General features: G+C 66.2%; 22 protein-coding genes and 1 tRNA gene. 11 read left to right on the top strand and 12 right to left on the bottom strand.

What is annotated here, in order from left to right:
- Positions 1 to 45: 45 nt before the first annotated feature.
- On the top strand, positions 46 to 669 hold the full coding sequence (locus F5X71_RS10685) for a TetR/AcrR family transcriptional regulator (RefSeq protein ID WP_167461797.1): 624 nt from the start codon (positions 46 to 48) through the stop codon (positions 667 to 669).
- A gap of 7 nt (positions 670 to 676) precedes the next feature.
- On the opposite strand, the gene F5X71_RS10680 is transcribed toward F5X71_RS10685, so the two are convergent.
- Entirely contained in the window at positions 677 to 2,464 is a 1,788-nt protein-coding gene (locus F5X71_RS10680; RefSeq protein WP_167461796.1) for an Eco57I restriction-modification methylase domain-containing protein, read from the bottom strand.
- Between the two features lie 152 nt (positions 2,465 to 2,616).
- On the opposite strand from F5X71_RS10680, the gene F5X71_RS10675 reads away from it, so the two are divergent.
- Entirely contained in the window at positions 2,617 to 3,312 is a 696-nt protein-coding gene (locus tag F5X71_RS10675; RefSeq protein WP_167461795.1) for a nitroreductase, read from the top strand.
- On the opposite strand, the gene F5X71_RS10670 is transcribed toward F5X71_RS10675, so the two are convergent.
- The 7 genes from F5X71_RS10670 to aceE all read right to left on the bottom strand — a co-directional run bounded on the left by F5X71_RS10670 (position 3,285) and on the right by aceE (position 12,420).
- Positions 3,285 to 3,776, bottom strand: coding sequence for a winged helix-turn-helix transcriptional regulator (locus F5X71_RS10670; RefSeq protein ID WP_167461794.1), 492 nt, complete (start codon positions 3,774 to 3,776; stop codon positions 3,285 to 3,287). The two genes, F5X71_RS10675 and F5X71_RS10670, sit on opposite strands and share 28 nt — an antisense overlap.
- A 110-nt stretch (positions 3,777 to 3,886) precedes the next feature.
- Entirely contained in the window at positions 3,887 to 5,320 is a 1,434-nt protein-coding gene (locus F5X71_RS10665) for an acyl-CoA carboxylase subunit beta (protein WP_167461793.1), read from the bottom strand.
- Between the two features lie 122 nt (positions 5,321 to 5,442).
- Complete coding sequence (locus F5X71_RS10660; protein ID WP_167461792.1) at positions 5,443 to 6,693, bottom strand: KasA/KasB family beta-ketoacyl-ACP synthase; 1,251 nt, start codon at positions 6,691 to 6,693, stop codon at positions 5,443 to 5,445.
- A gap of 10 nt (positions 6,694 to 6,703) precedes the next feature.
- Positions 6,704 to 7,003, bottom strand: coding sequence for a meromycolate extension acyl carrier protein AcpM (gene acpM / locus F5X71_RS10655; protein WP_014982996.1), 300 nt, complete (start codon positions 7,001 to 7,003; stop codon positions 6,704 to 6,706).
- 119 nt (positions 7,004 to 7,122) lie between these two features.
- Entirely contained in the window at positions 7,123 to 8,037 is a 915-nt protein-coding gene (locus F5X71_RS10650; RefSeq protein ID WP_167461791.1) for an ACP S-malonyltransferase, read from the bottom strand.
- Positions 8,038 to 8,164: 127 nt separating this feature from the next.
- A complete protein-coding gene (locus F5X71_RS10645) occupies positions 8,165 to 9,499 on the bottom strand; it encodes a PucR family transcriptional regulator (protein WP_174817035.1) in 1,335 nt (444 codons plus the stop codon).
- An 11-nt stretch (positions 9,500 to 9,510) separates the two neighbouring features.
- Positions 9,511 to 12,420, bottom strand: coding sequence for a pyruvate dehydrogenase (acetyl-transferring), homodimeric type (gene aceE, locus F5X71_RS10640; protein WP_428981463.1), 2,910 nt, complete (start codon positions 12,418 to 12,420; stop codon positions 9,511 to 9,513).
- Between the two features lie 381 nt (positions 12,421 to 12,801).
- On the opposite strand from aceE, the gene F5X71_RS10635 reads away from it, so the two are divergent.
- From F5X71_RS10635 to F5X71_RS10610, 6 genes are all read left to right on the top strand, one after another.
- Positions 12,802 to 13,359 (top strand): hypothetical protein, encoded by a 558-nt coding sequence (locus F5X71_RS10635; protein ID WP_167461790.1) that lies wholly within the window; start codon positions 12,802 to 12,804, stop codon positions 13,357 to 13,359.
- 115 nt (positions 13,360 to 13,474) lie between these two features.
- A complete protein-coding gene (locus F5X71_RS10630; protein WP_014982991.1) occupies positions 13,475 to 13,897 on the top strand; it encodes a DUF3052 domain-containing protein in 423 nt (140 codons plus the stop codon).
- A 75-nt stretch (positions 13,898 to 13,972) separates the two neighbouring features.
- The gene (locus tag F5X71_RS10625) at positions 13,973 to 14,437 is read left to right on the top strand and encodes a peroxiredoxin (protein WP_167461789.1); all 465 of its coding nucleotides are present in this window, start codon (positions 13,973 to 13,975) and stop codon (positions 14,435 to 14,437) included.
- 18 nt (positions 14,438 to 14,455) lie between these two features.
- Positions 14,456 to 14,527 (top strand) — tRNA-Val (locus F5X71_RS10620).
- A 178-nt stretch (positions 14,528 to 14,705) separates the two neighbouring features.
- Complete coding sequence (locus F5X71_RS10615; RefSeq protein ID WP_167461788.1) at positions 14,706 to 14,933, top strand: hypothetical protein; 228 nt, start codon at positions 14,706 to 14,708, stop codon at positions 14,931 to 14,933.
- The gene (locus F5X71_RS10610; protein WP_167461787.1) at positions 14,930 to 15,325 is read left to right on the top strand and encodes a hypothetical protein; all 396 of its coding nucleotides are present in this window, start codon (positions 14,930 to 14,932) and stop codon (positions 15,323 to 15,325) included. Before F5X71_RS10615 ends, F5X71_RS10610 begins: the two co-directional genes overlap by 4 nt.
- A gap of 83 nt (positions 15,326 to 15,408) precedes the next feature.
- On the opposite strand, the gene F5X71_RS10605 is transcribed toward F5X71_RS10610, so the two are convergent.
- Positions 15,409 to 16,179 (bottom strand): hypothetical protein, encoded by a 771-nt coding sequence (locus F5X71_RS10605; RefSeq protein WP_167461786.1) that lies wholly within the window; start codon positions 16,177 to 16,179, stop codon positions 15,409 to 15,411.
- Between the two features lie 397 nt (positions 16,180 to 16,576).
- Complete coding sequence (locus tag F5X71_RS10600; protein ID WP_167461785.1) at positions 16,577 to 17,245, bottom strand: hypothetical protein; 669 nt, start codon at positions 17,243 to 17,245, stop codon at positions 16,577 to 16,579.
- A 71-nt stretch (positions 17,246 to 17,316) separates the two neighbouring features.
- On the opposite strand from F5X71_RS10600, the gene F5X71_RS36605 reads away from it, so the two are divergent.
- A complete protein-coding gene (locus F5X71_RS36605; protein ID WP_203218191.1) occupies positions 17,317 to 17,613 on the top strand; it encodes a transposase in 297 nt (98 codons plus the stop codon).
- Positions 17,610 to 18,494, top strand: a complete 885-nt coding sequence (locus F5X71_RS10595; protein WP_203218192.1) for an IS3 family transposase — start codon at positions 17,610 to 17,612, stop codon at positions 18,492 to 18,494. The genes F5X71_RS36605 and F5X71_RS10595 overlap by 4 nt, the downstream gene beginning before the upstream one ends.
- Here the strand turns inward: F5X71_RS10595 and F5X71_RS10590 are convergent.
- Positions 18,475 to 18,975, bottom strand: a complete 501-nt coding sequence (locus tag F5X71_RS10590) for a hypothetical protein (protein ID WP_167461784.1) — start codon at positions 18,973 to 18,975, stop codon at positions 18,475 to 18,477. The two genes, F5X71_RS10595 and F5X71_RS10590, sit on opposite strands and share 20 nt — an antisense overlap.
- Before the next feature lie 516 nt (positions 18,976 to 19,491).
- Here F5X71_RS10590 and F5X71_RS10585 point away from each other — a divergent pair.
- Positions 19,492 to 20,241 (top strand): hypothetical protein, encoded by a 750-nt coding sequence (locus F5X71_RS10585; RefSeq protein WP_167461783.1) that lies wholly within the window; start codon positions 19,492 to 19,494, stop codon positions 20,239 to 20,241.
- Between the two features lie 617 nt (positions 20,242 to 20,858).
- Here F5X71_RS10585 and F5X71_RS10580 read toward each other — a convergent pair.
- Positions 20,859 to 22,091 (bottom strand): IS256 family transposase, encoded by a 1,233-nt coding sequence (locus F5X71_RS10580; protein WP_167461782.1) that lies wholly within the window; start codon positions 22,089 to 22,091, stop codon positions 20,859 to 20,861.
- Positions 22,092 to 22,108 lie beyond the last annotated feature (17 nt).

Here is a 22,108-nt window from a genome sequence, read left to right as displayed (position 1 = left end):
CCGTACCGCTCGCCCCGGCGTCCGCGCGAATCGACTGGAGACCAGATGCCCACTGTCCCGCCCATGCTGCAGCGCATCCTGGAGAAGCCCGTCTCAGACGGCGAAAAGCTCCTGGAAAGCGCGCTCTCGGCCTTCCTGGACTTCGGCATCAAGCGCACCAGCATGGGCGAGATCGCCCGCCGCGCCGGCATCAGCCCGGCCACCCTGTACCGCCGCTTCGAATCGAAGAACGACCTGGTCGAGGCCGTGAGCGTGCGCGAAGCCCAGCACTTCGTCGAGATGATCGACAGGCAGGTACGGGCCGTATCGGGCACCGAGGACCAACTGGTGGAGATCTTCGTCGCGTTCATCACCGCGATCGCGAACAACGAACTGCTGCGCCGCCTGCTGCGCACCGAACCCGACCTGATCCTGCCCCGCCTCACCACCGAGGCCGGCCCGATCCTCGCGGTCGGTCGCGGCTACCTGGCCGAGAAGCTGCGCGAACTGCGCGACACCGAGGGCACCCACGACTTCGACGCCGACCTCGTCGCCGAGATCATGGCGCGGCTCGCCCTCTCCCTCGCCCTCACCCCAGACGGCCTCATCCCGGTCGCCGACCGCGACGCGGCCCGCCAGTTCGCCCGGCGCACCCTGCTCCCCATGGTCGGCGTCCACCGCCCCGACTGAGCGGCCGCTATCCACGGCAGCGGAATGCGGTGGTCACTCGATCGTTCAGGGTGGCCAGGGTCGACGGGTCCGAGGGACGGCCTTCGGCCAGGTCGCGGGCGAGGTCGATGATGGCGGCCGCGTGCGGGGAACCCGGGTCCGGGAGTGGCAGGCGCGAGACGTACTGGGTGATCCACCGGCGCCGGCCTGAATAGAGGCGGTTGCCGCAGACGGTGTCGTAGAAGCGCAGCCCGAGAGCGGAATTCGCCACGCCCATCAGGAGATACGCGAGTTGCTCGGCCTCGTCGGGTGCGGCGGCCAGGTCCGGGAGGGACAACCAATAGCAGTCGCCGTTGACCACCGCACCGGAACGATCGATCGCGAAGCGGGGGCGGTCGCTGATATCCGGGAACACCACCTTCGGTTGCCGCCACAGCCGCGGGCGCTGCGGCACCCAGATCTCGAACCACTCCCGGCCGTTCGCGCCGACGTAGCGCCGGGCCGTGAGCGTTTCCTTGTGATTGCGCAGATACTCGGCGGCGCGGGGATATTCGTCGAGATCTATCGGGGTGCGGCGCGGCCGCGTCAGGTCGTAGGGGTAGAGCACGCGGGTGTCGTTGGCGCGGGTGATCCGCCAGGGCGCGAGATCGTGGTGCGTGATCAGATCCAGCAGCAGTTCGGTTTCCGGGACCGGCTCGGCCTCGGCCCAGCGGTCCGAGATGAAGACCCGATCCGCGGTTGTCTTGATACCCACCCGGATTCGCGCGACCTCGCCGAAGGTCTTCCAGGTCGCGGCGCCGATGGCGGCGAGCCAGGCGTCCACCCGCGCGTTCGACATGCGCCACACGGCATCCGATGCCGCGCTGTGCGGCGGCGCGCGATGTCGGGCCGCGGATTCGGTCTCGGCGGGTGGTCCACTGTCGAGCGCTTGCGGACGAATCGCCCTGTCGCGGTTCATCTTCGAGCCGATATCCAGGGCGGAGGCACCGGCGACCAAGGTGCCGACCTCGACCGCGAATCGCCGCCCGTCGTGGGCGACCAGCGATCCGGTCGCGGCGACCAGCGCCTCGAAAAGCCCTGTCTCCGTGGCGATAGCACCGTCGTCCACCTCGTATGCCGACACATAGCGGCACGCTCCGGCGTCCCCGCCGCGCGTCGCGATGGTGATCGCGGGCAGCACCGCCGCCTCGAACAGTTTGGTATCGCCCAGGTCGTAGAGCTCGACCGGGGCCAGCTCGGCGAGCAGCAGCCGCCGGATGTTCGCGCCGGCCTTGGTCGTCAAAAACCGGTTGGCACTCAGCAACCCGAGCACACCGCCGGGGCGCAGCAACCTGGGTAGCGTCGCGACGAACGGATGCGTCAGATCGATGCGCCCGCGCAGCCCGAACTGCTTGCTCAGCAGCTGGGCGGTCGCACCACCGAGCTGCTGGGTGCGCACATACGGCGGATTCGTGATCACCGCGTCGAACGACCCCGCCGCCAGCTCGGCCGCTACCGTCAAGAAGTCGCCCACCTGCCAGTCGACGGCGATCCCCGCGGCGGCGGCCCGCTCCCCGGCCACCCGCAACGCCACCGGGTCGAGGTCATAGCCCATCAGCTCGATCCGGGTGCCCGGTAGTCGCTCTGTGGCCTCGGCCCATAGCGCGAACAGCAGTTCCCCGTCCCCGCAGGCCGGGTCGAGCACCCGCAGCACACCGGAGCGCGGCGCCGTGACGTGCGCGAGCAGCCGCGAGGCCAGGAAACGCGCCAGCACAGGCGGCGTGTAGTGCCTGCCGTGCCGTTTGCGATCCCGCGCGGCGCGGGCCTCGGACGCCATGCGTGGATTCTGCCCTTTCCGCGCGCTTCATTCGCCGTAATCCGAGCACCTGACCGGTCGCGATGAGATGGCACACGGCAGCGAAGCCATTCCGTGTTCGTCCCCGCGATGCTAGCGTCTGGTCTCATAATGGGACCGAACGAGGAGATGGCATGACCGCAGCCGAGGTCGACACGCAGGAATTCGCCACGCTGACGCGCCTGCTCGACCAGCGCTGGACCTGCAGGCAGTTCCTGGCCGATCCGGTGCCGCGCCCCGTCATCGAACAACTCCTGCGCCTGTCCCAGCGGAGCGCGTCCTGGTGCAACACCCAGCCGTGGCAGGTCGTGGTGACCGAGGGTGCCGGCACCGACCGTTTCCGTACCGCGCTGCTCGAGCATGTCCGAACCGCCACCCCCGCACCGGATTTCGAGTTTCCCGCGCAGTACACCGGGGAGTACCGGGATCGCCGGCGCGCGTGCGGCTTACAGCTCTACGACAGCGTCGGGATCCGAAAAGGCGAGCACGAGAAGACGCTGCGGCAGACGCTGCGCAACTTCGAACTGTTCGACGCCCCGCACGTCGCGATCGTGACGACCGAGGCGGACCTCGGCGTCTACGGCGCCGTCGACTGCGGGCTCTACCTCGGCAACTTCCTGCTCGGCGCGCAGAGCCTCGGGCTCGGCGCGGCACCGCAGGCCGCGCTGGCTTCGTACGCGCCGTTCATCCGGGACTACTTCGGCATCCCGGACCATCGCCGGGTCGTCGCCGGGATCTCCTTCGGTTTCGCCGACAACGCGCACCCGGTCAACGGATTTCGCACCGCACGCGCGGACATCGATCAGGTGGCGACCTGGTTCACCGACTGATCCGTGCCCGCCTCGTGCCCGAGCAGTCCGGGCCCGGGTTCGGGGATCACGTCGCGCGCGGTCATCGCGCCGCCGCACCCGTCGCAGTCGAGTCGCGCGTGCACCTCACCGGTGCAGTCGCGGTGCGCGTATCGCACCGGTGGGCCATCCGGCGCCATGTAGGTGTCGCCCCAGTCCCGGATGGCCATCAGGATCGGGTAGATGTCGTGGCCCTTCCGGGTGAGCCGATACTCCTCGTGCGCACCGACCGCGGCCTTGCGCTTCTCCAGGATCTCGTGCTCGATCAGCCGATCGAGCCGATCCTGTAGCCGGCTGCGGGAAATGCCGAGCGCGCTCTGGAACGCGTTGAACCGCCGCACCCCTGAGAAGGCGAACTTCAGGATCAACAGGGTCCAGCGGTCACCGAAGATCACGAGCGGACGCGTGATCGAGCACGGCACGTCGGCAAGCTCTTCGTAGCGCACCTTTCGATGCTACCGAGCGACCCGCCACGCCTACCCGAACCGCGGCGAGCGCTACTCGCCGAGACCGCACAACGAAACCGAGCCCCGGATGAACCGGGGCCCAGTCGCGTTCACAGCGGGATGTTCTTCAACCTGCTCGGTCGAGACGGAGCGGCGGCGAGTGCGGCGGCGAGGGTGCTGCGCGTCTTCGCCGGATCGATCACCTCGTCCACCACACCGATCGCGAGGGCGCGCTCGACGCCGCCCGCGATGCGCTCGTGTTCGGCGGTGAGCCGCTCGTGCAACGCTTCTCGCTCGTCGTCGGGAGCGGCGGCCAGCGCCTTCTTGTGCAGGATGCCGACCGCGGCCTTGGCGCCCATCACCGCGACCTCGGAACCGGGCCAGGCGTACACGGCGGTCGCGCCGAGCGCGCGGGCGTTCATCGCGATGTAGGCGCCGCCGTAGATCTTGCGGGTCACCAGCGTGACGCGCGGCACCCGCGCCTCGGCGAACGCGTGCAGCAGCTTGGCGCCGCGGCGCACCACGCCTTCCCACTCCTGACCGACACCGGGCAGGTAGCCGGGCACATCGGTCACCACGATGAGCGGAATACCGAACGAGTTGCACAGCCGCACGAAACGCGCTGCCTTCTCGGCACTTTCGGAGTTGAGGCAGCCACCGAGGCGGATCGGATTGTTGGCGAGCACGCCGACGGTGCGCCCACTCAATCGGCCGAGCCCGGTGACGATGCTGCGCGCGTAACCGGCCTGCAGCTCCTCGAACGAGCTCTCACCGTCGACGTTGTCGAGCAGTTCGTGAATGATCGGCTTCACGTCGTAGGCGCGCTTGGCCGACTCCGGCAGCATCGCTTTGAGGTCGACGTCGCCGTGCGCGGCCGCCACCAGATCGAACTCGCCCTGCTCGGCGAACATCGATACCAGTCGCCGCGCGCGATGCAACGCGTCGGCCTCGTCGTCGGCGACGATATGGGTGACGCCGGACTTCTTGCCGTGCGTCTGCGGGCCGCCGAGGGTGGCCATGTCCACCTGTTCACCGGTGACACTGCGCACCACGTCGGGACCGGTCACGAAGATCCGGCCCTCGGGCGCCATGATCACGACGTCGGTGAGCGCGGGGCCGTAGGCGGCACCGCCCGCGGCGAAACCGACCACCACCGAAATCTGCGGCACCAGGCCGGAGGCGCGCACCATGGCCTCGAAGACCAGACCGACCGCGTGCAGGGCCTCGACGCCCTCGGCCAGCCGGGCGCCGCCGGAATGCCAGATGCCGACGACGGGAACGTCGGAGTCGATGGCGGTGTCGATCGCGTCGACGATGTGCTTGCAGCCGTCCACACCCATCGCGCCGCCCATCACGGTGGCGTCGGAGCAGTAGGCCACGGTGCGCACACCGTCGACCTCACCGATCGCGGCGAGCACACCGGATTTGTCGCGCGGATGCAGCGGAAGCAGCGTGCCGGGATCGAAGAAGCGCTGCAGGCGACCCAGCGGATCACGCGGGTCGGTCGATGTCTGCTGGTGCAACGCGGAAGCCATGGATGTCATCGCGTTTCCCTCAACCTTCAGGAAGGCCGCTGAAGCGGCTGCAAAATGGCGATCCCGGCGGGATCTGGCCGTCGAAGCGGCAGATCCCGCCGGGATCGTTCGAGCAGTCTCAGTCGAAGCGGCTATGCCCGACCGAAGGCGAGCGCGACATTGTGCCCACCGAAACCGAAGGAGTTGTTGATCGCGTACTCGATCTCCTGGCGGCGCGCCTCGCCGTGCACCACGTCCAGATCGATGGCCGGATCCTGGTTCTCCAGGTTCAGCGTCGGCGGGACGATGCCGTCCCGGATGCTGAGCACGGTCAGCACGGACTCGAGTGCGCCGACGGCGCCGATCGAGTGGCCCAGTGCGGACTTCGGGGCGTATACCGAAGCGTGCTTGCCGACGGCCAGGGTGATCGCATTGGCCTCGGCGGTGTCGCCGATCGGTGTCGCGGTGGCGTGCGCGTTGACGTGGGTGATGTCCTTGGCGGACAGACCCGCGGTCTGCATCGCCCGCTTCATGGCCCGTGCGGCGCCGACGCCGTCCGGGGCGGGGGCAACCAGGTGGAAGCCGTCCGAGGTGATACCGGCACCGAGCAGGCGAGCGTGGATGGTGGCCCCACGCGCCTTGGCGTGCTCTTCGGTCTCGATGACCATCAGGGCGCCCGCCTCACCGAAGACGAAACCGTCGCGGTCCTTGTCGAACGGACGCGAGGCACCCTTCGGGTCGTCGTTGCGGGTGCTCATGGCGCGCATCATGCTGAACGCCGCGATCGGCACCGAGTCGATGTAACCCTCGACGCCACCGGTGACGACCATGTCCGCATCGCCCATGACGATCATCCGCCATGCGTTGGCGATGGCCTCGGAGCCAGACGAGCATGCCGAGACCGGAGTGACCACTCCTGCCCTGGCCTTCAATTCGAGGCCGACAACGGCCGAAGGACCGTTCGGCATGACCATCTGCACAGCCAACGGCGAAATCTTGCGATAGCCACCGTTCTTCAGCTTGTCCACCGAGTCGATGAGGGCGTCGCCGCCACCCAACCCGGTTCCGATAGCCACACCCAGCCGCTCCGGGTCGACCTCCGGGCTGCCCGCGTTGCGCCAGACTTCGCGACCGAGCACGGTCGCGAGCTGCTCGACGTAGGCCATGCGCCGGCACTCGACTCGGGTGAGCAGGGTCTCGGGCCGGACCTTCAGGTGACCGCCGATGCGGACCGGAAGGTCGTATTCCTCGACGAAGGAATCCTCGAGAACGTCGATACCGCTCTCGCCGTTGAGGAGTCCCTTCCACGTCGCATCGACGTCACCCGCGATCGACGTGGTCGCCGCCAGGCTAGTGACGACGACGTTGGGGAAATTCCCGTTCAAGGTGGAAGGAGTGGTCACAGTGTCGGCCCTACTCGGCGTCGAACTTGGCCTTGAGCTCCGCGGCCGCGTCAGCGTTCTCGGCCTCGAGCTTCTGGATGTAGGCGACCGCGTCGCCGACCGTCTTCAGGCTGGCCAGATCCTCGTCCGGGATCTTCACGCCGTACTTGTCCTCGGTCTGCACCGCAATCTCGACCATGGACAGCGAGTCGATGTCCAGGTCATCGACGAAGGACTTCTCGATCGTCACCTCGGAGGGTTCGATACCCGTCACCTCTTCGATGATCTTGCCGAGTTCCTCGACGATTTGTTCCTGGGTCAGAGCGGCCACTTCGTGGCTCCCTTCTTGTTCTTTGTAGGGCTCGTACCTGTTTTTTCGGACCGAGGCGGGCGAAGGTTACGTCCGCTCGGTCACAGCCGTGCATACCGATGCATGGCTGCCGGAGAAAGCTAGCCGGAGATGCTCACCCCGGCCAACGCGGGGAGGTCTTCGGGGGTCTTCAGGGGCAGTGCGCGGGTGCCCTTCAGCTCCCGCTTCGCGATACCGACAAGGGTGCCCGCCGGTGGCAACTCCGCCACCATGGAAACCTCTGCCTGCCTTACGGTTTCGGTGCACAGATCCCAACGGACGGGCCTGGTGACCTGGGCCGCGAGCTTGTTGATCGCATCGCGTCCCGAACTGACCGGCTGACCGTCGAAGTTCGACAGCAGCAGCCGCGTCGGCTCGTTCGGCACGATCTGCGATATGGCATCGGTCACAGCGTCCTGCGCCGAAGCCATGAACTCGGTGTGGAACGCGCCCGCGACGGGCAGCGCGCGCACCCTTGCCTTCTCCGGCGGGTTCGCGGCCAGTTCCGCCAGCGCGTCCAGCCGACCCGCGGCGACGATCTGCCCGGCCGCATTGCGGTTGGCCGGAATCAGATCGAGTTCGGCGAGTCGTGCGAGCACGGTGGCCTCATCGCCACCGAGCACCGCGGACATGCCGGTCGGCTCCAACGCGCACGCCTTGGCCATCTCCGCACCGCGGATGGCGGCCAACTTCACCGCGTCGTCGGGCGAGATGACCCCGGCGACCGCGGCGGCGGCGAGTTCGCCGACCGAGTGTCCGGCGACGATCGTAGCGGCAGGAAGTGAATCCGTGGGGATTTGCGTGTACGCGAGCAACGCGGCAGCCACGACCAACGGCTGTGTCACGGCGGTATCCGTAATTTCCTCGGCCGTCGCCGTGGTGCCGAGGCGGACCAGGTCCAGGCCTGCGGCCATGGACCAGAGAGTGAGCCGGTCATGCGCGCCAGGGAGGTCGAGCCAAGGCGCGAGCATGCCGGGAGTCTGGGACCCCTGTCCAGGGGCGAACAACGCGATCACTCCCTAAGAGAACACTGTGAGACGCCCCGTGGGAGATGTCGACGCGAATGAAGCTTGCCGCCGGGTTTTGTGGAACTCCCACAAAACGGCATGTGGGCTGTTCGGATCGAACAACCCACGATTTCCGTTACAGGCCCTCGTTGCCCAGGGCGAGATGAGTGGCCTCTGGGGTAGGTGTTGACGATTCGTTACGGGTTCGTGTCAAACGACCCACTGTGGCGGCGATTCTGAGCACGTACGCGTCGCGCGGATTCATCGGGTCACGACCCGTGATTTCGGCAATCCGTTTGAGGCGATAGCGAACGGTATTTGGATGGACGTACAACTGACGGGCACAAGTCTCGACAGCGCCACCGCAATCCAGATAGGCCTCGAGGGTGTCCGCCAGCGCCGATCCCGCCGCGGCCAACGGAAGGACAAGATACTCGTTCAACGCGTCGACCGCAGCTCGATCGCCGAGCAGGGCGCGTTCGGGCAGCAATTCGGTCGCATGCACCGGGCGTGGCGCCCCGCGCCAGCCCACCACGGCCTCCATTCCGGCCAGCGCCTCGACCGCGCTCGCGTGGGCGGCGCCCAGCGTGCGGGTGGTCGGGCCGATCACCACGGGACCGTCGGAGAAGACCTCGGCGAGCAGATCCGCGAGGAACGGGGAGATATAGGAGGACTCGCCCAGGTGCCCGCTCACCACCATCACCAGGCGGGTGCCCTGCACCACGGCCAGCGCCGCGCGCCCGTGCCTGGCCGCGATCGCGTGCACCGAGCCCACCGACGACATGCCGTGCTCCGGTGGTGGCGTGCCGACCAGCACCGTCGCGGGCGCGGTCGCGTCCCAGTTCAGCGTGGCCGCCCGCGACAGCATGTCCGGGCCGGTGTCGCCGCGGACCACCGCGTCGACCACCAGCGCCTCCAGCCTGGTGTCCCACGCGCCCCGGGACTCGGCGGCACTGGCGTACACCGAGGCGGCCGCGAAGCCGAGCTCACGCCCGTATCGCAGCACCGCCTCGGTCAACGCGACCAGCTGCCGGTCGTTGCGCGCGAGCGCGGGCAGCCACTGTTCGAAGAACTCCATGGCCACCCGGACCATGTCCACGGTCTGGCGCAGCGTGAGCCGCCGCGCCAGATCCTGCGGGATCACCTGGAACGCGTCGAGGCTGAACCGGATATCGCTGTCCGGATCCTGCAGCCATTCCAGGAAGTTCACCACCGCGGTCTGCACCAGCATCTGGACGCCCGCGCGCTGCGCGGCGTCCAGATCGGCGAAGAACGGCAACCGATCCTGCATCGACCCGACCGCCTCGGTGGAGAGGCGGCCCGAGAACTGCTTCACGCGTTTGAGCAGCGTGTCCGGCAGCGGGTCGCGGGTTTGCCGGTTCGGGGAGAGTGCGCCCGTCGGCAGATACACCTCGTGCTCGGACGAGCCCTCGGAGATCCGGCGCGGCCGCGGCGGTTTACGGTCCACCATTCAATCGTCCGCTACTCGCCGTCCCCGTCGGAACTCGACGCGTTCTTCGGCGCGGCGTCGACGTCATCGATGCGGTATTTTGCCGCCGCCTCGATCACCTTGGCCTGGTCGATCTTTCCGGCCTTGGCCAGCCCGGACAGCGCGGCCACCACGATCGACTGCGCGTCGACGTTGAACACCCGGCGCGCCGCGGCCCTGGTGTCGGAGAACCCGAAGCCGTCGGTGCCCAGGGTGACGAATTCGCCCGGCACCCACTTGCGGACCTGATCAGGCACCGCACGCATCCAGTCGGTCGCGGCCACGTACGGACCCTCGGCCCGCGAGAGCGCCTCGGTGATATATGGCACACCGTGATCTTCGTCCGGGAAGCGCAGCGCGGCGATCTCCTTCTGCAACGCCTCCTTGCGCAGCTCGCCCCACGAGGTGGCGGACCAGACGTCGGCCTGCACACCCCAGTCCTCGGCGAGCAGCGCCTGCGCCCGCAGGCCGTCCGGGACCGTCACGCCCGAAACCAGGATCTGGGCGCGCACGTCGCCCGCTCCCCCGCGCTGGTACAGGTAGAGGCCCTTGAGCAGACCCTCGACGTCGAGCTCGGCCGGCTCGGCCGGCTGCTGGTACGGCTCGTTGTAGAGGGTGATGTAGTAGAAGACGTCCTCGCCGCCGAAGCCGCCGTCGGCCTTGCGGGCATCGGTGCCGGGCACCGCGTACGGGAGCGCTTCCGGTGCGCCGCCGCCGTACATCCGGCGCAGGCCGTCGCGCACGATGTGCGCGATCTCGTACGCGAACGCCGGATCGTAGGTCACCACAGCGGGATTGGTGGAGGCGAGCAGCAGCGAGTGGCCGTCGTTGTGCTGCAGGCCCTCACCGGTCAGTGTGGTTCGCCCGGCGGTTGCCCCGAGCACGAATCCGCGCGCGAGCTGATCGGCCGCGGCCCACAGTCCGTCGCCGGTGCGCTGGAAACCGAACATCGAGTAGAAGATGTAGAGCGGGATCATCGGCTCGCCGTGCGTCGCGTACGCGGTGCCCGCGGCGGTGAACGACGCGGTCGATCCGGCCTCGTTGATGCCCTCGTGCAGGATCTGCCCGACCGAGCTCTCTTTGTAGGCAAGCATCAATTCCGCGTCGACCGACGTGTACAACTGCCCGTTGCGGTTGTAGATCTTCAACGAAGGGAACCACGAGTCCATACCGAAGGTACGAGCCTCGTCGGGGATGATCGGCACGATCCGCTTGCCGATCTCCTTGTCCCGCAGCAGCTCCTTCATCAGCCGCACGAGCGCCATCGTGGTCGCCACGTTCTGCTTGCCCGAGCCCTTGCGCACAGACTTGTACGCCTCGTCGCCCGGAAGTTGCAGCGGCTTTGCTGTGGTGCGGCGCTCGGGCAGGAAGCCGCCGAGTGCCTTGCGGCGATCCAGCATGTACTGGATCTCGCGCGCTTCCATGCCCGGGTGATAGTACGGGGGCAGGTACGGATCCTTCTCCAATTCCGCGTCACTGATCGGAATCCGCTGCAGATCGCGGAAGTCCTTGAGGTCCTGCAGCGTCAGCTTCTTCATCTGGTGCGTGGCGTTGCGGCCCTCGAAGTGCTTGCCGAGGGTGTAGCCCTTGATGGTCTTGGCCAGGATCACCGTCGGCTGACCCTTGTGCGCCATCGCGGCCGCGTAGGCGGCATACACCTTGCGGTAGTCGTGGCCGCCGCGCTTGAGATTCCAGATGTCCTGATCGGACAGATCCTGCACCAGCGCCTTGGTCCGCGGATCCCGGCCGAAGAAGTGATCGCGCACGTAGGCGCCGTCGTTGGCCTTGTAGGTCTGGTAGTCGCCGTCGGCGGTCGTGTTCATCAGATTCACCAGTGCGCCATCGCGATCCGCGCCGAGCAGCGCGTCCCACTCCCGGCCCCAGATCACCTTGATGACGTTCCAGCCCGCGCCGCGGAAGAACGACTCCAGCTCCTGGATGATCTTGCCGTTGCCGCGCACCGGGCCGTCGAGCCGCTGCAGGTTGCAGTTGACCACGAAGGTCAGGTTGTCCAGGCCCTCCAGCGCCGCGACGTGCGCGAGACCGCGCGACTCCGGCTCGTCCATCTCGCCGTCGCCGAGGAACGCCCACACGTGCTGATCGGAGGTGTCCTTGATGCCGCGGTCGTGCAGGTAGTGGTTGAACCGGGCCTGGTAGATGGCGTTCATCGGGCCCAGGCCCATCGACACGGTCGGGAACTCCCAGAAGTCCGACATCAGTCGCGGATGCGGGTACGAGGGCAGCCCGTGGCCGGGGCCGCCGTGGCTGTACTCCTGCCGGAAGCCGTCGAGCCGATCGGTGCCAAGCCGGCCCTCGAGAAACGCGCGCGCGTAGATGCCAGGCGAGGCGTGGCCCTGGATGAAGATCGAGTCGCCGCCGCCCGGGTGATCCTTGCCGCGGAAGAAGTGGTTGAAGCCCACCTCGTAGAGCGCCGCCGAGGACGCGTAGGTCGAAATATGGCCGCCGACACCGATTCCGGGCCGCTGCGCGCGATGCACCATGATCGCGGCGTTCCAGCGGATCCAGGCGCGGAAGCGCCGCTCCACCTCTTCGTCGCCGGGGAACCACGGCTCGTTCTCGGTCGGGATGGTGTTGACGTAGTCGGTGGAAGTCAAGGCGGGGATGGCGACTCGCCGTTCACCGGCCCGCTCCAACAGGCGGAGCATGAGGTAACGCGCTCGGCCCGGGCCCTCCCGGTCGAGCATCTCATCGAACGACTCGAGCCATTCGCTGGTTTCCTCCGGGTCGATGTCCGGTAGGTAGGACGCCACCCCTTCGCGGATTACCCGCACCCGTCCAGCCGGAGCTGACGATCCGTTCGGATCGCGGCCTGCGGCGGGAGCGGGGGCAGTATCGGATCCAGCGGATTGCGCTGGAGCGGAAGAGTGGATCAGGTCGGTCAAATCTGCTCCTCGTACAGGGGTGGACATGCGGATGGCGTCGGTATCCCTGAGTGGCGTCGCGTGGGTCTGCGTACCACTCGATCTACGAAAGGTTCGGGCGCACCCTCCATCCTTGCCGATGGTGTGCCCCAGGTCATCATGTCAGCAGGAACTCCAGTACCGTGCGCTGGGCAACATTGCGCCTCGCTGACGCTCGGCTCCATGCCGCCCAGGGGCGCTGCGTCCTCGATTCACTCGCTACGCTCACTCACGACTGCGCCGCGCTGCCGCTCGGCTCCGTCATATGCCGTGGGCGCCGCGTCTTGGATTCGCTCGCTGCGCTCACCGATGAGCCGAGGCCGCCGAAGTTTTCGACCTGATCAGACCTGACCGGGAGGACGAGTGAGAACGCTGGACCCACGCCGATTCGGATTGATCTGCGCCGCCGGAGCACTCGCGGTCGGGCTGGTCATCGCGGGCTGCGGCAACCGGGTCCAGGGCACGGCCGGTCCAAACACCGCCGATCTAGCGGCCTACAAGACCGAGGCGGCCGCCTCCTCGGCCGCCGCGACCTCATCCAAACGGGCTGCCGCGCAGTCCAAGGCGATCAACGACAACTGCACCCAGTTCCCCACCACCACCGGCGTCGGCGTGTCCAAATACAACGAGTTCATCGACGCGCACGACGCCAACGCCCCGGACTACGCCGCCAAACGCGAACTCGCCGCGTCAACCCTGGATGACGCCGCGAACAAGGTGGAGACCGGAATCAGCACCGCCAAGGACGCCATGCCCGAGGATCTGGCCGCGAAATTCACCGACTACGTCACAGCGGCGCGCGCGTTGTCCGCCGAGACCCGCAAGATGACCTACACCGCGCCGGTCGGCCCGCTCAACGACGCAAGCAGGCGGGTCAACGACGCGCGAAACGCCGTACGCGACGCCTGCCCGAAACGCTGAAGCCCGCATCTTCTCGCGACATTCCGGGCCTATTTCTGTCGATCGGCTTGCGCTGAGAGCCATAACCATGTTCGCTTGCAACTACCTATTGTCGGGAGTTGAGGAGGACACCACCGTGGTCGCCGCGGCGGACGCGCAGAACTACGCTCAGAAGCTTGGCATTACACACGGCATGGTTGTCCAGGAATTGGGCTGGGACGATGACGTCGACGACGACCTGCGGGCCGACGTCGAGGAATCGATCGGCAGCGAGCTCGTCGATGAGGATTCCGACGAAGTAATCGACGTCGTGCTGCTGTGGTGGCGCGATGGCGACGGTGACCTGGTCGACGCCCTGATGGATGCGATTGGACCACTCGCCGACGAAGGCTTCGTCTGGGTACTCACGCCCAAGACCGGACATCCGGGCCATGTGGAACCGAGCGAAATCGCTGAATCCGCACCGACCGCCGGTCTGACTCAGACTTCGGCGATCAGCTTGGGAACCTGGGCGGGTAGCCGCCTGGTGCAACCGAAGGCGCCCTCGAAGCAGCGCTGACCCACCTTTCGCTATGGTGTCGCCGGGCGGTGAACGCGCCGCCCGGCGGAAAACCGACACGATGGAGGATTTGCGATGCCGCTCGAAGTTGGCACTGTCGCGCCGGATTTCACGCTGAAAGACCAGAACAACCAGGACGTCAGCCTGTCCGACTACCGCGGCAAGAAGAACGTGCTCATCGTCTTCTACCCGCTCGCCTTCACCGGCATCTGCCAAGGTGAACTGTGCAAGGTGCGTGACGAACTGCCGAAGTTCCAGAATGACAACGCGGAGATCCTCGCGATCTCCGTCGGCCCCCCGCCCACCCACAAGATCTGGGCCGCCGAGCAGGGCTACACCTTCCCCCTGCTGTCCGACTTCTGGCCGCACGGCGCCGTAGCCCAGGCCTACGACGTCTTCAACCAGAAATCCGGCTACCCCAACCGCGGCACCTTCGTCGTAGACCGCGAAGGACACATCCGCTTCGCCGAGATGAACGCCCCCGGCGAGCCCCGTGACCAGGCGGCTTGGGAGAAAGCGCTCGCCGCGCTAGATTCATAACCCGGCCGACAAGGTCGAGGGCGTATAGCTCAGCGGTAGAGCTCTGGTTTTACACACCAGCGGTCGGGGGTTCGATCCCCTCTGCGCCCACAAGTTAGTCCAGCTAGAGAGCTGTTGATGAGTACTCTCTCTTGCCCCACACCGATTTCGTAGGGCAAACGTGGGGCAGGCGGTCCGTCCCCACATTCTTGGCCACGGCTCTCCACCTCCGCTGCCAGCGACCGCGCGCTACCCTTTCCGTGTGGCAAAGAAGACACGGACGGTCACTGTGACCGTTCCAGAGGATGTCGCAGCGACACTCGACCAGTGGGTGCAAACCGGTGTGATCGAGTCGGTGTCGCAGTTCGTCGCGGACACGGTGACCCGTCGAGCCAGCCGCACAGAGTCGCTGACCCGATGGGAGAAGGCCATCGGCGGGCGGCCGTCAGCTGAGCTGATCGACCGCGTCCGCGCCTCGCACGGTCTTCCGCCGCGTATCGATGATTCCGCCGCGTGATCGGCGGCGTGGTACTCGATGTAGCCGCGGTCGTAGGTGCCTGCCTGCGTGATCCATACCCGGAAGCTGTGGTGTGGTCGGGCATCGACCTTGGCAACGTGATCGCGATACCGGCCGCCATCCTCACCGAAGCCGAAGCCCACATCCCGCCGAACGGTCTGGACATCCTCGACGTGCTGCTCGGCCTGCCCAACACGGTGGTACCAGTCCTCGACCAGCCAGCCGCACGACGTTTCGCCCGCCTGCTGGCGGCGGCTCCCGATCACCTCAGTCAGATTGCCGCGGCACACGCGGTCTCCGAGGCTGTCCGGCGCGACTGGCCGGTGACGACCAACCGGGGCGGATTGCTCACAGCGCTGTCGCCCGATGTCCGGGTCGACGCAATGCCTTGACGCGAAAGTTGTGCGACAGTCGGTCGACCAATGCGGCGGGCCGCCTCAATGCAGCCCGGCAGAGAACCGATCGTTACCGGCGATCAGGAGCCGTCATTTCGGGCCGACGGGGTGGTGGTCTCGGGAAGTAGAATGTCGCCCCACTTGAGTGTGGTTGTGGCACGCTCGCCCCAGTCTGGGAACCACCACTCCAGCAGGTCTTGCTCATGTTGGGGAAGAATCAGCGATCGCCTTGGCTTAATCTCGGCGGCGATTGAGCCGAGGCGCTCCAGGATGAAACAGCAGTCCCTCATCCATCTCATCGCCTCAAGCGCGTGGGACAGTTCATCTTCAGTGATCGTGTCGAGGTGCATCGTCATCTGCGACCACGGCGCGCCATCGGGATCCGTGGCGGGGTCCGGCACATAGCGCCAGCTGAGTCCGCGTGGGTGCCCGTCCGCCGTGGTCCTCGGCTCCCCTGGCTCGCCCATGCGCACGATGTTCATGGTGCGGTGCGGCGCGGTGCCGGTAACCGAGTCGATGTAGAGCAGATGGGCGAGCTTGTGTCGCACCTTCTTGGGTCGATCGGCGGCAGTCGACCAGTCCTCATGCGGCCAGCGAACGCCGAAGTTTTCCGCAGCCTTCCGGATCTTGACAGGCAAAGTCTCCTTGTCCAGTGGCGGCGCCCCGGGCCCTGCAGAATGGAAGTAGGTGAAGTTCACCTGAGACACCAGCATCTGCCAGCAACCGAGCACGTTCCATGCGGTTCGCTCGAGGCTCTTGGCGGGATGCCACGCGGCTTCCTCCTTCTTCTCCCGATCCTCGATTTCTCGGCGGATGCGCTTCATCCGCTCTGCGTGCGTTTCGTTCTCCACGGCGCACACAATAGGCAGCGCCCCCTGACGCAAACCGATAATCCGGCCTTGGATTTCCGAGGCAGCCCCGATCGCATAGCACACCGCGGCGGCCGGTACGGTTCGATCTGCATACCTACCAGCATGTTTGGGCATCGCGAGTGACGGAGTTTTGGTCGCGAATTAGTCGCCCGCTCGGTCCGAGGTACCAACACTCGCGCCTGGTGTCGAATCGGGCTCCGCGACCAGCCCTCACGGACCACCGCTATCGTTGCCGCCAGATAGCTATCTCCTATGCTGCAAAGTTGCTGCTGGGCTGCCCGACTCAGTGGCTCGCACTGGTCCGCCTGCGTTCAAAGCTGCGGTAGACCAACCGACTTCCGCGTGTCCATCCATGCCCCTCTGGGCGGCCTCAGCCTCATGACACGCCGCTAAGAGCACTGTCGAGCAGAACGGCGAAACCAAAGTAGAAGTGGCTCAGCCCCACGATCGAGATCAGAGCGCTGTACTTGTAGTACGCCTCATGGAAGGGATCTGCCAGTAGGTTGTCCAGCTGACCTCTTCCATCCCCGAAGTGCAAAGAGTCGCCGTAGTTGAAGGTCCGGATCAGCTCGTCGGGGTTGATATTTCCAAAGCTCACCGGGTTATCGAGCGTGGCATTGCTGGCCTTGAGCGCGGTGAGCGTCTGGATAGTGTGGTTCATCAACTTGCCCCGCGCCGAACGCCACAGCGGCACTGTCTCCCGGATGGTCACCTGCTGCTCCTCGGGCAGGCTCTTCATCACCTTGAACAGTGCGTTGTGAGCGTTGGAGAAAGAGGCTGGCTCGCCGTCGTTGTGCAGCTGCCTGAACGCAGCGGACGCACCCAGGAAGCTCTCGTCGGCCGGGAAACCTAGCACCCGGACGTACCATTCATCCCCACCCGGATACCGACCTACTGACAGCGTGGTGTCGTCGTTGATGAGGCTGAACCCCGCCAATCGGCGGCTCATCGTGATGTACCGCTGGATGAGCGCCCGGTCGTCACCTTGCAGCGGTATCTGTGGGAATACGTAGGGGTCGGGCAGACCGAACACGTAGTCCAGCATCTCCCAGTTGGAGCGTTCCCGGTTCGGTGGACACGGAGGAGATAGCCGCCTGGTAGCACGGGAGTTTGGTGTTGGGTTCGACGCGGCGTAGTTTCACCGAGGAGTACAAGGCCCAGGCGGTAGGTTTCGTCCTGGATCAGGGTCGGCCGGTGGCCGAGGTGGCGCGCAATATCGGCGTGCACGAGATGACGTTGAGGAAATGGGTGAAGAGGGCGAAGGAATCCGGGGTTTCCGGTGACCGGGAGAAGGGACTGACCGACTCGGAACAGGCCGAGTTGGAACGGTTGCGTGCGGAGAACGCGGAGTTGAAGATGCAGGTCGCGTTCGCAAAAAAAGTTGCGACCTGGTTCGCGAAAGACCAGCGGTGAAATTCGCCGCGATCGCGGACTGGGCTGCGTCGGGGGAATTCGACATCGAGTTCATGTGCCGGGAACTGGACGTGTCTCGGTCGGGCTACTACAAGTGGAAAGGCCGCGGTCGCAGCGACCGGGAGCGCGACGATCGCATGCTGACGCTGCTGATCGAGGCGATCCACGCGAAACTGCGTGGCAATCCGGGTGTTCGGCGTGTGCACGCGGCGCTGGCGGCGGCCGGGCGGCGGGTCTCGCGTAAGCGGGTGTGGCGGTTGATGCGGGCGGCCGGTCTGCAAGGCCGGTTTCCGAAACCGTTCCGGCGCACCACGATCCGGGGATCCAAGCCGGTGGACGCCGCGGATCGGATCGGGCGTGATTTCACTGCCGCGCAGCCGAACCAACGCTGGTGCGGTGACATCACCTACGTCAAGACCTGGACCGGGTGGGCGTATCTGGCCACCGTGATCGATCTGCACGATCGGGCCGTGGTCGGCTGGGCGATCGCTGATCACATGCGCACGTCGCTGGTCACCGACGCCCTCGATATGGCCATCGCGCGCCGACGCCCGGCGAAAGGTGTTGTTTTCCATAGCGATCGCGGAACCCAGTACACCTCGAAGGAATTCGCGAAATATTGTGCAAAGAATGGTGTCCTACGGTCCCTCGGCCGGACGGGATCGTGCTTCGACAACGCGGTCGCGGAATCGTTCTTCGCGACCTACAAAAAGGAGCTGGTACACGCTCGTCCGTGGCCGACGGTGAAGTCGCTGCAGAAGGAGACGTTCGACTGGATTGAGTTCTACTACAACACCGTTCGTCCGCATTCGGCGCTCGGCTATTTGACACCACGGCAATACGAGTTAGGGTACAGAGAAATCAGTCAGATCGCGGCTTGATCCCGAGTCCACAAAACCGGGAACACTCCAAGTAATGGCGAAACCCCTTGGCATCACCCTTGCCGTACTGCTGCAACGGCGGATCGAACCCCAACGGCCGCGGATGAATCGTGTCCTCGACAGGCGTCGCGTTCACCTCGACCGTATTGCGGCTGAGGTTCACGGTCCGTTCGGTGATCGTCAGCAAGAACTGGATCGATGGGGCGTTCTCGGGTGCGTCATCCGCTGGTGGCCACTCAACCGACATATATTTGGATTCGGACACCTTCTGCGGCGTCAAAGGCCCCTCAGGGCTCTCCGGGTCAACCAGGGTCATCTGCTTGGACCTGCGCTTGATGTCCTCGCCGCGCACACGGCGATCGGCGCTCGGGGCTGACTTCGGACTCCGCTTAGGCGCGGGATCACCAGCATGATCACGCTGCGACTGCGCGAGCTGCTTGGCTCGTTGCTTGGCGCGCTTCTTGTCGCCCCTCTTACCCATGAACCATCCCTCCGATCGCACGCACGGCAAAGGCGCTTACAAGCTGCCACTTTCGAGCCATGGCCGCACGGCCTTTCATGGGGGTACTTCGCTGTAGAGCGCGACTCGTTACCAAGATGTGAAGACGGACGACCGGCTGGGGGTAGGGACCTGAGATCAGCAGTTGCTGAACCAAGTCTCGAATGACGTGTCGTGAAACGAGACTCTCCGTTGTGGATTCGGGTCGCCCCGAGTGGTCATCTCGCGCAGAATTTGGGCATGTCCAGGCGAGTGCGCGCCGTGAGTGCGCAGATCAAGCGTGTGGGTCGATGGTCGCGGCCGGCACCCATGGTCAGCCTGACCGTGTACGTTGGACAGGCGCGCCAGCACCGCCCCGAGCACCGGGTCGTTGCGTTGCGGTCGTGAGCGCAATGAACGAAACCTGTTGGTGCCAGTCGTATCTGGCATATTCGAAGCATGACGACGGGGGCACAGGATCGGCGCGGCAGTTTGTGGACCGGAGACGACTACCGGGATTTGTTCGCCGCGTTGACGACATCCGCTCCCGATAGCGAGATCGCGGCACAGCTTGGCCGATCGCTTGATGGTCTGCGCGGCAGGGCGAAGTTCCTGCTTCAGGACAGCTATTCGTCTGCGGTGGCGCTGCGCAAGCTGCGGCAGATGGCCTCGGCGCCGGAGTTCGACTGGGAGACCCTCGCCCGCGAGGCGCACGCCTTCGCGTACAAACCGTATTGGGATGCGAGCACCGACGAGCGGCTGATCCTCGCGTGGGCGCGGAATCCGGCGCCGACCATGGCCGCCCTGGTCGAGGAGTTCGGCGTGGGCGAGCAGGACATCGCGCGGCGCTGCATCGCGCTCGAACTGGCGCAGACACGGGTTGAGGTCGTCGATCACCTCGGCGCCGAACTCGGTGGTGATCTGGCATACCAAGCCCGGCTGGGGCGCGATAAGGCCAACACCGCGGTCGGCGTCCTGGCCATCACCTCCGCGACCGGCGCCGTGCTGCACCTGTCGCTCCACACCGACATCGACACCGCCGCGCAGGCCTGCGGCGAGGTCGACGAGACCGCACTGGAAGATTTGCCGGCGGTTTGGGCGATCGCGACCCGCGTACTGGGCGAAGGATCCGCCCGTGCCACCAGGACCGGGTCCTGGGCCGAACGGCCGGCCGCCGAACACCACACAGACGAAGTCAGCGACTCGGTCGCGACTGCGGCCCAGCCGGTTTCCCGCTGGCGGCGGCTGCTGAAGCCGCGGACCTGCTGAACGACTCCCTCTCCGTCGTCGTGCGGCGCGGATCTCGTCGTCTGCGACACATATTCGATCACGTCGCGTACCGGCCAGACTGGCGAGATTGCCTCACGGGCATGGTTCAGGTCGGGACAAGGCGCTCTTGACAGGACCCGCATCCAACTTCAGCACCGCCCAGAGCGCGTCCTGACGCGTAAACACGCCACCGTGGGTGCAGCAACTCCAGACGCAACGTCCACAGCTGGGTTCACACGGCTCGATCTGCACGGTTACCAGCATGTTTAGACGTTTGGAGTGACGGGGTTTTTGTCGCGAATTGGTGGCGCCGGTTCGGCCCCGGTACCAGCACTTGAGTCCGGCGCCGAGCCCAACTGGAGGCTCCCGCATCGAGGACGTGACCGCGGGATCTCTCGCTGACCGACTACCGACTGTTGTACACGCCGCCTGTGTGGCCGGCCGGGTCGTGGTGCCCGGCCTGGCCTTCTCAGCGGGATCAGCTTGCCGAGCCGCCGCGGTGCTGGGCAGCGAACAAGCCCAGGACCGCACACAGCACTGTCACCGCAGCTGTCCAGTCGGTCAAGTCCCGGGGCGTGGTGTAACTCGGGTGGTCACCGCATGATCCGAATTGTCGGTCAGGCGGTGAGTTCTGCCGGGGTGGTGTCCTCCTGTTCGTCGGTGGTGAGCCCGCGGGAGCGGGCCAGGACGTCGAGGCCGAGGTAGCGGCGGCCCTCGATCCACTCGTCGTGTTGTTCGGCCAGGACCGCGCCGACGAGGCGGATGATCGAGCCGCGGTCGGGGAAGATCCCGACGACGTCGGTGCGGCGGCGGATCTCCTTGTTGAGCCGTTCCTGCGGGTTGTTCGACCAGATCTGACGCCAGATCTGTTTCGGGAACGCGGTGAACGCCAGTAGGTCCGCGCGAGCGGCGTCGAGGTGGTCGGCGACCTTGGGCAGTTTCTCGGCCAGCGCGTCGAGCATCCGATCATATTGAGCGGCAACAGATTCCGGGTCTGCTTGATCGAACACCGAATGCAACAGGGTGCGGACCCACGGCCAGGACGATTTCGGGCAGACGCTCATCAGGTTGACTGTGTAGTGGGTGCGGCAGCGTTGCCAGGCCGCGCCGGGCAGGGTCGCGCCGATCGCGGCGACCAGACCGGCGTGGGCGTCGGAGGTCACCAACTTCACCCCGGCCAGGCCGCGGGCGACCAGGTCTCGGAAGAACGCCAGACAGCCTGCGCCGTCCTCGGCCGAAGTCACTTGCAGCCCAAGGATTTCCCGGTAGCCATCGGCGTTGACGCCGGTGGCGATCAGGGCGTGGACATTGACCACGCGACCGTTCTCGCGGACCTTCAGCACGAGCGCGTCCGCGGCGACGAACGTATAGGGGCCCTGATCCAAGAGCCGGGTGCGGAACGCTTCCACCTGGGCGTCGAGGTCGCGGGCCATCATCGATACCTGCGACTTGGAAAGCTTTGTCACACCGAGGGATTCGACGAGTTTCTCCATTCGCCGCGTCGAGACACCGAGTAGGTAGCAGGTCGCGACCACGCTGGTCAGCGCCCGTTCGGCGCGTTTGCGGCGTTCGAGCAGCCAGTCCGGGAAATAGCTGCCCGACCGCAGTTTCGGGATCGCGACATCGATCGTGCCGACACGGGTGTCGAAGTCGCGGTGGCAGTAGCCGTTGGGGTGGTTGACTCGCTCGTCGCTGCGTTCGCCGTAGCCGGCGCCACAGGCGGCGTCGGCCTCGGCGCTCATCAAGGTCTGTACGAACGCCGAGACCATCTCCCGCAGCAGATCCGGACTGGTGGTGGCGAATTGTTCGGCGAAGGGTTTTCTCGGGTCGATAGGCTGAACACTGGTCATCGCGTGGTTCTCTTCCT

The organism is Nocardia brasiliensis, from assembly GCF_011801125.1.
Taxonomy (GTDB): domain Bacteria; phylum Actinomycetota; class Actinomycetes; order Mycobacteriales; family Mycobacteriaceae; genus Nocardia; species Nocardia brasiliensis_C.
Note: the sequence above shows the minus strand (reverse complement) of the source record. Positions and strands in the feature narration are given on the sequence as shown.